Source organism: Cryobacterium sp. Y57 (assembly GCF_002929505.1).
GTDB lineage: Bacteria > Actinomycetota > Actinomycetes > Actinomycetales > Microbacteriaceae > Cryobacterium.
In genome coordinates, this window is record NZ_PJJL01000067.1 from 185139 (window position 1) to 199052 (window position 13914).

A 13914-nucleotide genomic window follows, 5' to 3' on the forward strand; every position below is an offset into this window, starting at 1 on the left:
GGCACGCTAGTATAAATTTCGAGATACTTGGAGGGCGCGAGTGGCGCAGTTGTTGATCCTGACCTCGGTGGCCAACAATGATGTGCTCCCCGCCCTGGCGTTGCTGTCACACAGCGCGAAACTGATTCCCGCCCAGGCGGACCAACTCATCAATGCGCCCGATTCAGATGTCATTCTGGTCGACGCCCGCAGCAATCTCGCCGCGGCCAAGTCCCTGTGCCAGATTCTGCGGACCATGGGCAGCTCCACTCCCCTGCTGTTGGTGGTCACCGAAGGCGGCCTCGCCGCTGTCAGCCCTGATTGGGGCGTCGACGACGTCATTCTCGACACGGCCGGTCCCGCCGAAGTGGATGCCCGCATTCGCCTGACCGCGGGGCGCCTCGCCCGCACGGAGTCGTCGAACACGATTCGTGCCGCCGGAGTCGTCATCGACGAGGCGAGCTATTCGGCGAAGGTGCACGGCAAGCCGCTCGACCTCACCTACAAGGAGTTCGAGTTGCTGCGGTTTCTGGCAGCGCATCCGTCGCGCGTTTTCACCCGCGAACAGCTGCTGAGCGAGGTGTGGGGCTACGACTATTTCGGCGGAACCCGCACGGTTGACGTGCACGTGCGGCGCCTGCGCGCCAAGCTCGGCGACCAGGAGTCGCTCATTGGCACGGTGCGCAATGTCGGCTACCGTTTCACTGTGCACGAAGAAAACGATGAGCGGGTTCCCAATTCTGTCCGCGCTTAGTACAGCGGATGCCGCTGGGCTGGCTACCTTTCACCGGGTCGCCGATTCCGCGCTGGCCTTCGACGGCTACGCGCCGTTTAACGAGCAGGCACTGTACGACCTGCAGGCGGGCCGGCGAACCGCCTATCTGGTGCGAATAAACGAACTCGTCGTCGGGGCGTCGCTGGGAGGGGCGGGCGAGATTGACCTTGTGATTAGCCCGACCTATCGGCGGCGCGGGTATGGGCGCACGGCGGCGCACGATCTCGCCGAGGCCGCGCCGGATGGCGTGACCGCCTGGTCGCACGGCGATCATCCAGCAGCCCGGGCGCTCGCGAGTGAGCTTCACTTCGTCGCTGCGCGCACGTTGCTGGAAATGCGCAAGCCCCTGCTTGACGAGGCGACGGCATCCGCTCCTGCCACTGATGAAGATATTTCGGTATTTCGGGTCGGGACTGATGAGGCAGAGTGGGTGGCGCTGAACGCGCTCATTTTTGCAGCACACCCGGAACAGGGCGCTATCACCGAGGCTGACCTGGCGGCGCGGCAGGCGGAGTCATGGTTCAAAGCCGACGACTTTCTGATTTTACGTAACGCCGCCGGCCGCATGATCGGCTACAACTGGCTCAAGGTCGATGGAACGATCGGCGAGATCTATGTGATCGGGGTGCATCCGGATGCCGCTGGCCGCGGCCTGGGACGAGTGCTCATGCAGGCTGGTCTGCACCGCCTGGCCGACGCGGGTTGCACGACCGCCTCGCTCTATGTCGAGGCCGACAGCTTCGGACCGGTGCACCTGTATCGGGCGGTGGGTTTTATCGACCACACGGTCGACGTGCAGTACCGCCGCATCACCGACTGAAGGCACCTCACGGGTCGTTGTGCAGGTCGCGGCCGGAAGAAAACCGAAGTTGGGAAGCAGTGCTCCGCGCGCCTCACACGCGACACGCCGAAAAGTCAACGGCCGCCGGATTATTTCGCCAGACGTTCACCCCGTTCGTCACGGCGGCGCGACCAAGGGTGTCAGGATGGTCAGATGGACGGCGAAATCACCCAAGCAGACTCGGGACTCACAGACTTCGATGACGACTTTGACCCACTCATCGAAAAACTTGACCCGGCGCTGCCCGACGATCGCTACCTCGACCGAGAACTGAGCTGGCTCGCCTTTAACCAGCGCGTGCTCGAACTGGCCGAAGACGAGAGTCTGCCCGTGCTGGAGCGCACCAACTTTCTGGCCATCTTCGCCAGCAACCTCGACGAATTCTTCATGGTGCGTGTCGCCGGTCTGAAACGTCGTATTCTCACCGGGCTCGCGGTACCAACCAACGTGGGTCGAGCCGCCCAGGATGTGCTCAGCGACATTTCGGCGGCCGCCCACGCTCTGCAGGATCGCCACGCCCTCGCCTTCCAGAAGCTCGTGCGCCCCGCCCTCGCCAACGCGGGGGTCGACGTCGTGGCCTGGGAAAGCCTGGATGACGCCGATCGCCGATCGCTGCGCACCTACTTCTCGAACCAGATCTTTCCGGTGCTGATGCCCCTCGCGGTCGACCCGGCGCATCCGTTTCCCTATATCTCCGGGCTGTCGCTGAATCTGGCTGTGCGGGTGCGCAACTCGAAGACCGGCAAGCAGGAGTTCGCCCGGCTCAAGGTACCGCCGATGTTGCCGCGGTTCGTGCGGGTGGATTGCACCGAGTCGGTTGACCGCATCCGCTATATCGCGCTGGAGGACCTGATCGCCAACCAGCTCGGCGACCTGTTTCCGGGCATGGAAATTCTGGAACACCACGTCTTTCGGGTCACCCGCAACGAAGACGTCGAAATCGACGAAGACGAAACCGAGAACCTGATCAAAGCGCTCGAGAAAGAGCTGCTGCGACGCCGGTTTGGCCCGCCCATTCGGCTGGAGGTCACCGAGGACATGGACGACGTCACCCTCGGGCTGCTCGTGCGTGAACTCGACGTGACCGAGCAGGAGGTCTATCACCTGCCAGCGCCTCTCGACCTCGGCGGCCTGTTCGACCTGCGCATCGACCGCCCGGATCTGCACTTCGTCAAGCACGTGCCCACAACGGCCGCTCAGCTGCTGCCGAGCGAGCCGAACGCCGAGCAGGACATCTTTGCAGCGGTCGCCAACCGCGACGTGCTGCTGCACCACCCCTACGAGTCGTTCGCGACGAGCGTGCAGGCTTTTTTGGAACAAGCCGCGGCCGACCCGAACGTGCTCGCCATCAAACAGACGCTGTACCGTACCTCCGGCGACAGCCCCATCGTCGAGGCACTCATCGCCGCCGCCGACAGCGGCAAGCAGGTACTCGCCCTGGTCGAGATCAAGGCCCGCTTTGACGAACAGGCGAACATCACCTGGGCCCGCAAACTCGAGAAGGCCGGCGTGCACGTGGTCTACGGCCTGGTGGGCTTGAAAACACACTGCAAGCTCGCCCTCGTGGTGCGCTATGAGAAAGGGGTGCTGCGGCACTACAGCCACGTCGGCACGGGAAACTACAACCCCAAGACCAGCCGCATCTACGAAGACCTCGGCCTGCTCACAGCCGATGCCCAGGTCGGCAAAGACTTGACCCGCCTGTTCAACGAGTTGTCGGGTTATGCCATCGAGAAGAAGTTCAAGCGACTGCTGGTAGCTCCCTTGCACCTGCGCAAGGCCTTACTCAAACACATCGCGATCGAGACCCAGAATGCGCTCGACGGTAAGACGAGTGGCATCCGGATCAAGGTCAACTCCATGGTTGACGAGGCCATCATCGACGCGCTGTATCGGGCCAGCCAGGCCGGCGTACAGGTCGACGTCTGGGTGCGCGGCATCTGCAGCCTGCGACCCGGCGTCGCGGGCATGAGCGAGAACATTCGGGTGCGGTCGATTCTGGGCCGGTACTTGGAACATTCGCGTATCTTCTCTTTTCACAGCCTCGGTGGCACCCAGGTGTACATCGGCAGCGCCGACATGATGCACCGCAACCTCGATCGCCGGGTCGAGGCGCTCGTGCGGCTGGTCGATCCTGAGCACCTGGTCGAGATCGACGAACTGTTCGAACGAGCGATGGATCCGCGGACGTCAAGCTGGTGGCTCGACGAAACCGGCCAGTGGACCCGCCACGACGTCGACGAAAAGGGCGTGCATCTGAGCGATATGCAAAACCAGCTGATGCGGCAAATCGGTGCGCGCAAGCGGCCGACCGGGCGTCGCTAGTGGCCGTCAAAGCTAACGACCCCGCTGTTTACGCCGCCGGCGCCGTCTGCTGGCGGCTGGTCGAGGGTCGTGTGCAGGTGCTGCTGATTCACCGCACGGTACACGGCGACGTGACCATTCCCAAGGGCAAGGTGGACCCGGGCGAAACGCTGCCCCACACCGCGGTGCGCGAAGTAGAAGAAGAGACCGGGCTGGCCGTGGCCCTCGGCGTGCCGCTCGGCGTGTCGCACTACGACATGCCAGACGGCCGCACCAAGATCGTGCACTATTGGGCTGCCGAGATTACGCCCGATGCGATCGCGCACTCCACCTTCGTACCCAACGGCGAGGTCGCCGCCATTGAATGGGTCACCATCAAGAAGGCGCGTACCTATCTGAGCTACCCGGCCGACGTCACCATTCTCGAGGCGTTCTCCGCTCTGGTCGACGCCGGGGTGACCCGTACGTTCGCGCTGATCGCGCTGCGGCACGGCAAGTCGGCGCCGCGCACCGATGCCCTGCCTGACGCGCGTCGTCCGCTGACCGCTCGCGGCGTGAAGCAGGCGGCGAGCCTGGTCGACACGATCACGGCGTGGCGCCCGCTGCGCATAATCTCGAGCACGGCAACGCGATGTGTCACGACAGTGGCGCCGCTGGCTGCCGCCACGGGCATCCCGATCAAGCAGACCGACCTCATCAGCCAGGACGCGCTCGAAAACAGCGAAGCGGATGTTCGCGGCGTCGTCGGCAAGCGCGTACGGGCCCGCAAGACGGCCGTGCTCTGCAGCCACGGGCCCGTACTGCCGGAGATTTTGCGCGAGATCGCGCTCGCGACGGGAAGCCAGACGTCGTCGGCACTGTCGGAGGCGGCGAACCTGGACACCGGTGGATTCTCGATCGTGCACCTGTCGTCGGAGAACCCAGCCGCCGGCATCCTCGCGATCGAGACATACTCCGCGACGACTTAGGCCGATCAGCTGGCGCGTGACGCGAGCCGGTGCGGAACTGCCAGCATCCTCTGATCATGCTCGGCGAGACCCCCTGATTAGGGCCGTCGATGCTTCAAGCGTTATCTCTCGTTTACCTTCTGTTTACCAATAGGTCGGGCGATGGTTACTTCAAATCTCTAACGTCGTTTACGGGCCAGCACCGGCTTGTATAAGCACACACAGTTTTGTCAAAACCCTGAAAGGGAATACACGTGAACTTCAAGCGTTTCGGCCGTCCCGCGGTCATCGCCATTGCCGCAGGTCTTGCTCTCTCGTCCTGTGCAGCAAACGAAGGAGCCACCCCGGCGTCCGACGAAGCATCCGCCAGCACCCTCACCGGCACCCTCAACGGCGCCGGCGCCAGCTCGATGGATGCCGCCCAGCAGGCCTGGATCGCCGGCTTCCAGACCGCCAACACCGGCGTCACGATCAACTATGAGCCCTCCGGCTCCGGCGGCGGTCGCGAAGCCTTCATCGCCGGCGGCACCGACTTCGCCGGCAGCGACTCCTACATGAGTACCGACGAGCTCGCCGGCGCCTTCGCCTCCTGCGCCCCCGACAGCAAGGCTGTCGACCTGCCGGTCTACATCTCCCCGATCGCAGTGATCTTCAACGTCGATGGCGTTGACGAACTCAATATGGACGCTGACACGCTCGCCAAGATTTTCTCCGGTGCGATCACCACCTGGGACGACGCGGCCATCGTTGCGCTGAACCCCGACGCAACGCTCCCCTCCGATATCATTCACGCCGTGCACCGCTCAGATGACTCGGGTACCACCAAGAACTTCACCGACTACCTCGGCCAGGCCGCTTCGTCCGGCCTCTGGGCCGAAAAGGCCTCTGACACCTTCCCGTTCCCCGGCGAAGGCGCGAAGGGCACCTCGGGCGTCGTTGACGCTGTCACCAACGGCACGAACATGATCGGCTACGCCGACGCCTCGCAGGCCGGCACGCTCAGCACCGCCAAGCTCAAGGTCGGCAGCGAGTTCGTGGCTTACACCCCCGAGGCCGCGGCCGAGGTTGTCGCCGGATCGCCCCTCGTGGCCGACCGCGCAGCCGATGACCTGGCGCTCGACCTGAACCGCAAGACCACCAACCCGGCGGAATACCCGCTGGTGCTGGTGAGCTATGCGATCGTCTGCAACGAATATGCGGATGCAGCACAGGGCGAGCTCGTCAAGGCATACATCGAATACATCGCCAGCGCTGCCGGCCAGGCTGTTGCTGAAGAATCCGCCGGTGTCGCACCGCTGACGGACAAGCTCGAAGCTGACGTCGCCGCGGTTCTCGCGACCGTCAAGTAACAACTCCACACACCTGCCCGGTCTGTTCTCGCACACCTGCGAGGGCAGATCGGGCAGACTGGGGTGTGCGGCCCGTTGCGTCCAGCCGCACGGCACCCCCGTTTCACATACTTTCACCAGCTCGACGCTTTTTAGGAGATCGGCATGACCACCGCTGCCGCCACGACCATCAAGGCCAGGCAACGCCCCGGCGACCGCATCTTCTCGTCGGCCACCGTGATTTCTGGAAGCCTGATCCTCGCCATGCTCGCCGCCGTGGCCATCTTTCTGCTCGTCGAGAGCCTGCCAGCGTTCGTCGCGGGGCCAGACGATTTCAGCGGAGACGTCACCAATTTCTGGTCTTACGTGGGCCCGCTCGTCTTCGGCACAATCTACTCAGCCGTTCTGGCGCTGCTCATGGCCGTTCCGGTCGCCATCGGCATCGCCCTGTTCATTTCACACTTCGCACCACGCAAGCTCGCGCAGGGCCTCGGCTACCTGGTCGACCTACTCGCCGCCGTTCCCTCGGTGGTCTTCGGCCTCTGGGGCATCGGCGTGCTGGCGCCACTCGTGCAGCCGTTCTACACCACCATCGTGGACTGGTTCGGTTGGTTCACCCCCCTCGCCGGCCCGGCCTCGGGCACCGGCCGCACCATCTTCACCGTGTCTATCGTGCTCGCCGTGATGATTCTGCCGATCATCACCGCCATCTGTCGCGAGATCTTTCTGCAGACCCCGCTGCTGCACGAGGAAGCAGCCCTGGCACTCGGCGCTACCCGCTGGGAAATGATTCGAATGGCCGTGCTGCCGTTCGGCCTGCCCGGCATCATCTCGGCGTCGATGCTCGGTCTCGGCCGTGCCCTCGGCGAGACCATGGCCGTGGCCATGGTGCTCTCCCCCAGCCCAGAAGTGATCTTCCAGTTGCTCACCGCGCAGAACTCCAATACCATCGCCGCGAATATCGCACTGAACTTTCCGGAGGCGCACGGCGTCGGCGTGAACATTCTGCTCGCGACCGGCCTCGTTCTGTTCATCGTGACACTGCTCGTGAACATGCTGGCCCGGGTCATCATCAACAGCCGTAAGGCATTTTCGGGAGCCAACTGATGTCATCCGTTCTGGAAGCTTCACCGCTCACGAACTCGCTCACCGCGGGCAAGCTGCCCCGGCGCGCGTCGCTGTGGGTTTTGCTCGCCAGCTGGGCCGTGTCGGCCGCCTTCTTTGTGATGCTCCACCTGTCGGCAGCGGTGGACGGCTTCAACATTGTGGGCACGTTCGTGTTCGGTACCGTGCTGTACTGCGTCGCGATCTATGTGCTCTCCCGCCTGGTCGAGGGCTCACGCAAGGCCAAGGACCGGTTGATGACCGCGCTGGTGACCGCGGCGTTCGTCATTGCCCTGTTACCGCTTATCTCGATCATCTACACGACTACCGTGAACGGGCTGCCCGCGATTCTCACGCCGACGTTCTTCACCTCCTCGCAGCGCAACGTCGTGGGCGCGGGCGGCGGCGTGCTGCACGCCGTCATCGGCACGCTCATGGTGACCGGCATGGCGACGCTCATCTCGGTGCCGATCGGACTCCTGGCCTCGATCTATCTCGTGGAATACGGTCGCGGACGCCTGGCCAGGGCCATTACCTTCTTCGTGGATGTGATGACCGGTGTCCCCTCGATCGTTGCGGGGCTGTTCGCCTTCGCCCTGTTCGCGCTACTGTTCGACGATCCAGGTATCCGCTTTGGTTTCGGTGGAGCCATCGCGCTGTCGGTGCTGATGATTCCCGTGGTGGTGCGTTCGAGCGAAGAGATGCTCAAGCTCGTGCCGAACGAACTGCGCGAGGCCGCTTTTGCTCTCGGGGTGCCGAAGTGGCTGACCATTCTCAAGGTCGTATTGCCGACATCCATTGCCGGAATTGTGACCGGTGTGATGCTGTCGATTGCCCGTGTGATCGGTGAGACGGCGCCGCTGTTGATCATTGCCGGGTTCACGTCGAGCATGAATTACGACCTGTTCAGCGAACGCATGATGACCCTGCCGGTGTTCGTGTACACGCAGTACGCCAACCAGGGCGCGGACTCGCAGGCCTTCATCGACCGGGCCTGGGCCGCGGCGCTCACCTTGATTCTGATCGTGATGCTGCTCAACGGCCTCGCCCGCCTGATCGCCTACTGGTTCTCGCCCAAACTGGGCCGCTAATTTTTCCTTCAGTATAGAAAGGGACTTATGTCCAAGCGCATCGAAGTCAACGACCTCAACGTGTATTACACCAATTTTCTGGCCGTCGAGGGTGTCTCGATCGTCATCGAGCCGCGCACGGTGACCGCGTTCATCGGGCCGAGCGGTTGCGGTAAGAGCACATTCATTCGCACGCTCAACCGCATGCACGAAGTCATCCCCGGCGCCCGCGTCGAGGGTGAGGTGCTCATCGACGGCAACAACCTGTACGGACCGGGCGTTGACCCCGTGCTCGTGCGTCGCCAAGTGGGCATGGTCTTTCAGCGACCCAACCCGTTTCCGACCATGTCGATCCAGGACAACGTGCTGGCCGGCGTGAAACTCAACAACCGTCGCATGTCGAAAACGGATGCCGACGACCTCACCGAAAAGGCCCTCCGCGGCGCCAACCTGTGGAACGAGGTGAAGGATCGCCTGGGGCGCCCCGGATCGGGGCTGTCGGGTGGGCAGCAGCAGCGACTGTGCATCGCCCGCGCCATTGCCGTCGAGCCCGACGTGATTCTGATGGACGAGCCGTGTTCGGCGCTCGACCCGATCTCGACGCTGGCCATCGAGGACCTCATCGAAGAGATGAAGCAGGAGTATACGATCGTGATCGTGACGCACAATATGCAGCAGGCTTCACGGGTATCAGACCGTACGGCGTTCTTCAACATTGCGGGCACCGGCAAGCCGGGCAAGCTCATCGAGTACGACGACACCACGACGATCTTCTCGAACCCAACCGTGCAGGCGACCGAGGACTACGTGTCTGGACGGTTCGGGTAACCCTCCCTCAGCCGCCGAACAGGGCGGCGCCGTGGGTAGCGCGGCCGGCGAGCAGCGTGGCAGCTACGGGCATCCGTTCAAAGACGGTATCGGACACCTGGAGCGGGTCACCGTCGAGGATGGCAAGGTCGGCGATATCGCCAACGCGCAGGCGGGTGCGGCCGCGAGCCGACGCGGCCAGTGCCTGACTGCGGGTGATGACCTGGTCGGGGCGCCAGGGTTCGCGGCCGTCGCTCCGGGCCCGGGCCGACGCTGCGCTCATGGCGGTGAAGGGGTCGAGGGGGGCGACGGGGGCGTCGGATCCGAAGGCGAGGGTGGCGCCGGCGTCGAGTAGCGAGCGCAGGGCGAAGACGCGGTCGGCTCCGGCGGCCCAATTGGATTCGATGGCGTCGCGGTCGTCGAGGGCTTGCTCCGGCTGCACGCTCGCCGTGACGCCCAGGCGGGCGAAACGGGCGAAATCCTGGGCCTGCAAAAACTGGGCGTGTTCGATGCGGCCGACCGTGCCGCCGGGGTTGTTACGGCCGATGGTGCCGGCGCGCTCGAAGGCGTTGAGGGCGACGGTGTTGGCCGCGTCGCCGATGGCGTGCACCGCGGGTAGCAGCCCGACGTCTCGCGCCTTCAGCAGAATCTCGGTGAGCTCGTCTTCGCTCACGACGAGCACCCCGTGCCCGCCGACCGGGTATTCGTTGACGCAGAAGGCCGTGCGGGTGTTCAGCGACCCGTCGATGAGCAGCTTGAGCGGCCCTACGCTGAGCAGGCCGCGGGTGTCTGCGATGCGGTCGCCGGTGTGCATCCGCTCGGCGACGGCGCGGTCAAGGTCGGCGACGTAGACGCCGGCATCGACTCTTAATGCGTCGAACCCGCCGGCGATGCGGCGCTGCCACGGGTCGCGGTTCCAGGTCATTTCAAAGTCGACGACGCCGACGATGCCGCGAGCGGCTGCCCGGCTCCCGGCCTGGGCGGCCAGAACGTCGACTTCGGCGTCGGGCAGCTGGCCCAGTGCCAGGGTGAGGTCGAACGCGGCCTGCTCCCTCAGCAAGCCGGACTCGTCGACGTTCACGTCAAAGCGCGCAGCGGCCGCGCTGTTGAGCCAGACGCAGTGCAGGTCATGGCTGATCAAAGCGGTCGGATGCCCCTGCGCCACCTCATCGAGGCCGCGCAGGGTCGGCCAGTCAGCCCAGGTCGCGTCGCGAAATCTGACTCCGATCAACGGGGTCGGCCGCGCGGCCGTGATGATCTGCGCGCGCACGAGCCCGAGCGCCTCATCGGCCGAAGAGGCCACGGAGAGGTCGAACCGGGCTCCGGTGAGCGCCCACTGGGTCATGTGCACGTGTTCATCCCACAGGCCGGGGATGACGGTGCGGCCCTCGAGGTCGATGGTGAGGGCATCCGTTTTGCTATGTGTGGGCGGGATCTGCGTGATGACTCCGTCGGAGATATGCACGTCGTAAAGCGTGGTGGTGCCGGGCTGCGTGACGGAGCGCAGAACGAGATCGGGCATGGATCGTCTTTCCCTCAAGGGGCAATGTGCTTTGTTGCCAGACTACAGGCGGGTGCGGAATGGATCCGTTGACCAGTTTCGACTCCTTCGGCGAAACTTTCTCCGTGCGCGCGTGCGCGCGTGCGCGCGTGCGCGCGTGCGCCAGACCAGCGAGGTAACGGCTTGAGAGCGTACCGCACAATACTTTCAGTGAGAATTCGTCAGCAACCCGTAGATATCTACGGTAGAAATCGCTACGGTATGAGGCGTTCACGGCATACATTCACCTCGATTCGTGCCGAACCGACCGTTCTGACAGGAAATCTCTCATGCTCAAGAAATTTTTTGCAATTACCGCCCTCGCCACCCTGGCCGTCTTCGCTGTGCCAGCCGCAGCATCCGCTGCAACGTACGTTCCGAACGGTAGTTCGAGCCCGGAGGTGACCGGCGCCGTTGTTCCTCCGGACGCGGGGTATGTCGGCTCCACGGAGACATCCGTGCGCTACGTCGGGCTTGCCTCCACGGGCTATGACGCCTCCGTGCTGGCAATTTCGGGCGGAACCGCCGCGCTGTTGCTCGGACTGTCCTTCATCACCACGACGGCGGTGCGACGGAAGCGCGCCGAAGGCGCGGCGCGCGCATAACTCGGATGCCCGCCGCCCTCGTGGCACCGTCTAGGGACGAGCGCACTCCAAGGAACCGGTGCCCTCTTCCCTCAACGGTGCCGCGAACGCTCAACACCGGCCCAACGGGACAACGGCGGGTGTCGACCCGGAACAGTACTGCCAGCAGCCCCGACAACCACCCGCCGCTGGACCCGATACTAGGCGCTCGGCGGAGCGATCTCGAGGGACTGCAGTTTCTCCCGGAGCACTGCACCGATACTTTCGCTGTAGGTCGCGGTGAGATGACTGGAGTCGGCGTACACGGCTGATTTGTCTACAAAGGCCGGGCAGAGGGCCTCAATGCAGAACCAGGACTGGGTGTTGATGAACGTCGTGCCAGCCACGGTCACGGCGCTCGCTTCGGCACGAAGAAGAACCTTCCAGTCGTCTTGAATCGAACGGATGCAATTACCCGGCTGAGACAAGGGGGTATAACAGGACTGCAGATTTTCTGCACCGGGAGGGGTCATCAGACTGACTTTCGACGCGCGTGCAGGCAGCTCCTCAAGCGCGGCCGCGTAGGCAGCGGTCCATTCAGATTCCGCTGCCGGCCCTTCAGCCTGAGACGCCAGTCGTTTGATAGAGAGAAAGGAATCGGAGAGGATGATCAGGTCAGGATCCAGTTGCCGCACCTTCTGCTGCGCCCAGTCGGTGAATGATCCACACTCGTCAAACACTGTGTCTCGGGCACGCGGGTCGAGGACATCCGTTCGCGCGATGGGGCAACTCTCCTTGGTGAGTGCCTGTATCGAATAGCCGAGGGGTTCCAGCGCCGAAATCACACCCGGAAGCCAGCTGGTCGCGATGGAATCGCCCAGTACAACGGCGGTGCGTGTGGGAACAGCTGCACCGTAGGAACATAGATCGAAATTGCGATCGGTGACGTTCAGACAGCCATTCTCGGTCCATTGCGGAACACGCTGATCGGCTAAATTGACGATGGGCGGGTTGAACTCCGGCCACGTTGAAGCCAATAGCGCCGATGAAAGCTGCGCCTGTACGGCGTCGGCCTGCGGAGTTAGGGAGGGAACCGTCGAATCTCTGGGAGCCGCCGGCACGTAGCCAGCTGCCGGGTTGGGTGACAGCGACGGGAGGATCGCGAGGAAGACGACGCCGAAGGCCACGAGCGCGGCGCCGGCAAGCCCGTTGCGTTTTATGGCGGGGCCGTGCTGTTGCCGCCAGAGCGACCACTCACAACAGCGGCGCTGGCGGGACATCTTGCCGCCGAGCCACGGTGATTTATGCAGGGGCCGCTCGACCAGATTGTAGGCGAGCACCGAAAGCACTGCGATGCCCACGAGAACGAGGACATAGTACCGAGGCGAAGATGGCGACATCAGCGTGCCGGCAAGAATGATGACCGGGAAGTGCCAGAGGTACAGGGAATAGGAAATGTTGCCGAGGTAGACGCTGACCCGGTTAGTCAGCGGATAGAGGAAACGCTGTTCACCCCCGATGCCGGCTGCGATAACGAGGGCTGCGGCGACGACCGGGAGCACAGCCCACGGCGCGGGAAAAAGCAGAGTCTCGTTGATGACGAAGATCGAGTAGACGATACCGAGCAATCCCGCCCAGGCGAGAATCGGACGCGCTCGCGCTGGAATCCGTGACCACCACGGCGACGTTATGGCGATGAGCGCGCCCACACCGAGTTCCCAAGCCCGTGTGAAGGTGGAGAAATAGGCCAGGGTCGGGTGGGCTTGCGTGTCAAACATGGCCCACCCGAACGACACGACGATGATGAGTGCTATGACGACGCCGGTGACAAGGCGTCGACGATTGACCCCCGCCCTGGCGGCGAGAATCAACACGGCAAGCATCAGAGCCGGCCAGACGAAGTAGAACTGTTCCTCGACGGAGAGGGACCAGTAGTGCTGCAGGGGCGAAATCGGGCCGTCCGCCAGAAAATAGTCCGTGCCGACGGCCGCGAAATGCCAGTTCGCGGTGAAGAAGAAAGCCCAGATCGCATCCCAGAACGTCTGGTCAAACCGGCCCCTGTTGAACAAGAGCAATGCCGTGCCAAGGGTGACCAGCAAAACCAGCGTCGCTGCCGGGATGATGCGCTTGACGCGGCGTTGATAGAAGACGGTGAAAGAGATGTGATTGGTTCGCTCATGCTCGCGCAGCAGTAGTCCGGTGATGAGAAAGCCGCTGATGACGAAAAAGACATCGACACCCACGAAACCGCCGGACGGCCACGCCCAGATATGGTCGAAAATGACGGCCACGACGGCCAGCGCACGGAGTCCTTGAATATCGGAACGGACGCCGCCCGGCTTCTTCTCCTGCACCCGTGGGAGCTGAGCAGTGGGCGACATTGTTCTCCCTGCGATTGGGGGTCAGTGTGCATCCAGCGCCGGATGCTGAGACACTGCGCGATAGCGGTCGAAGCCTCAAAAAGACCACGATGAGTCGAGGGTAGTAGATCATGAGGATTGCGCGCTATTCGTTCCGGCTTGTCGATGGCGTGCCCCCCTCGGAAGACAACGTGCTGGGCTGGTGGGGGTGTGCGAAGAGGCGGGCCTCGCGTGCTGTGTGCACGTGGGCCCGCCGGGTTTCTGCGAGGGAGTTGTGGGGTGGTTAGTGGGGGTGG

Annotated in this window: 11 protein-coding genes; 9 read left to right on the forward strand and 2 right to left on the reverse strand. The window is 63.7% G+C overall.

The annotated features are described in order from the left end of the window. Positions 1 to 40: 40 nt before the first annotated feature. The 8 genes from CXY72_RS10500 to pstB all read left to right on the forward strand — a co-directional run bounded on the left by CXY72_RS10500 (position 41) and on the right by pstB (position 9176). A complete protein-coding gene (locus CXY72_RS10500; protein WP_104127623.1) occupies positions 41 to 733 on the forward strand; it encodes a response regulator transcription factor in 693 nt (230 codons plus the stop codon). After that, positions 702 to 1574: a mycothiol synthase gene (mshD, locus tag CXY72_RS10505; RefSeq protein WP_158252541.1), complete on the forward strand. Its 873-nt coding sequence runs from the start codon at positions 702 to 704 to the stop codon at positions 1572 to 1574. Before CXY72_RS10500 ends, mshD begins: the two co-directional genes overlap by 32 nt. Positions 1575 to 1748: 174 nt before the next feature. Next, the gene (locus tag CXY72_RS10510; RefSeq protein ID WP_104127625.1) at positions 1749 to 3920 is read left to right on the forward strand and encodes an RNA degradosome polyphosphate kinase; all 2172 of its coding nucleotides are present in this window, start codon (positions 1749 to 1751) and stop codon (positions 3918 to 3920) included. Continuing rightward, entirely contained in the window at positions 3920 to 4867 is a 948-nt protein-coding gene (locus CXY72_RS10515; protein WP_104127626.1) for an NUDIX hydrolase, read from the forward strand. The genes CXY72_RS10510 and CXY72_RS10515 overlap by 1 nt, the downstream gene beginning before the upstream one ends. A 233-nt stretch (positions 4868 to 5100) precedes the next feature. Further along, positions 5101 to 6195 (forward strand): phosphate ABC transporter substrate-binding protein PstS, encoded by a 1095-nt coding sequence (pstS, locus tag CXY72_RS10520; RefSeq protein ID WP_104127627.1) that lies wholly within the window; start codon positions 5101 to 5103, stop codon positions 6193 to 6195. A gap of 144 nt (positions 6196 to 6339) precedes the next feature. Beyond that, positions 6340 to 7281, forward strand: a complete 942-nt coding sequence (pstC, locus tag CXY72_RS10525) for a phosphate ABC transporter permease subunit PstC (protein WP_104127628.1) — start codon at positions 6340 to 6342, stop codon at positions 7279 to 7281. Next, on the forward strand, positions 7281 to 8369 hold the full coding sequence (pstA, locus tag CXY72_RS10530; RefSeq protein ID WP_104127629.1) for a phosphate ABC transporter permease PstA: 1089 nt from the start codon (positions 7281 to 7283) through the stop codon (positions 8367 to 8369). Before pstC ends, pstA begins: the two co-directional genes overlap by 1 nt. Positions 8370 to 8396: 27 nt before the next feature. Beyond that, positions 8397 to 9176: a phosphate ABC transporter ATP-binding protein PstB gene (gene pstB, locus CXY72_RS10535; protein ID WP_104127630.1), complete on the forward strand. Its 780-nt coding sequence runs from the start codon at positions 8397 to 8399 to the stop codon at positions 9174 to 9176. A 7-nt stretch (positions 9177 to 9183) separates the two neighbouring features. Here pstB and CXY72_RS10540 read toward each other — a convergent pair whose 3' ends face one another. Continuing rightward, positions 9184 to 10677, reverse strand: a complete 1494-nt coding sequence (locus tag CXY72_RS10540) for an amidohydrolase (protein WP_104127631.1) — start codon at positions 10675 to 10677, stop codon at positions 9184 to 9186. A gap of 308 nt (positions 10678 to 10985) precedes the next feature. Between CXY72_RS10540 and CXY72_RS10545 the strand changes: the two genes are divergently transcribed. After that, positions 10986 to 11300, forward strand: a complete 315-nt coding sequence (locus CXY72_RS10545) for a hypothetical protein (protein ID WP_104127632.1) — start codon at positions 10986 to 10988, stop codon at positions 11298 to 11300. A gap of 179 nt (positions 11301 to 11479) precedes the next feature. Here the strand turns inward: CXY72_RS10545 and CXY72_RS10550 are convergent, their stop codons facing one another. After that, positions 11480 to 13639 (reverse strand): acyltransferase family protein, encoded by a 2160-nt coding sequence (locus CXY72_RS10550; RefSeq protein WP_104127633.1) that lies wholly within the window; start codon positions 13637 to 13639, stop codon positions 11480 to 11482. Between the last annotated feature and the right edge of the window lie 275 nt (positions 13640 to 13914).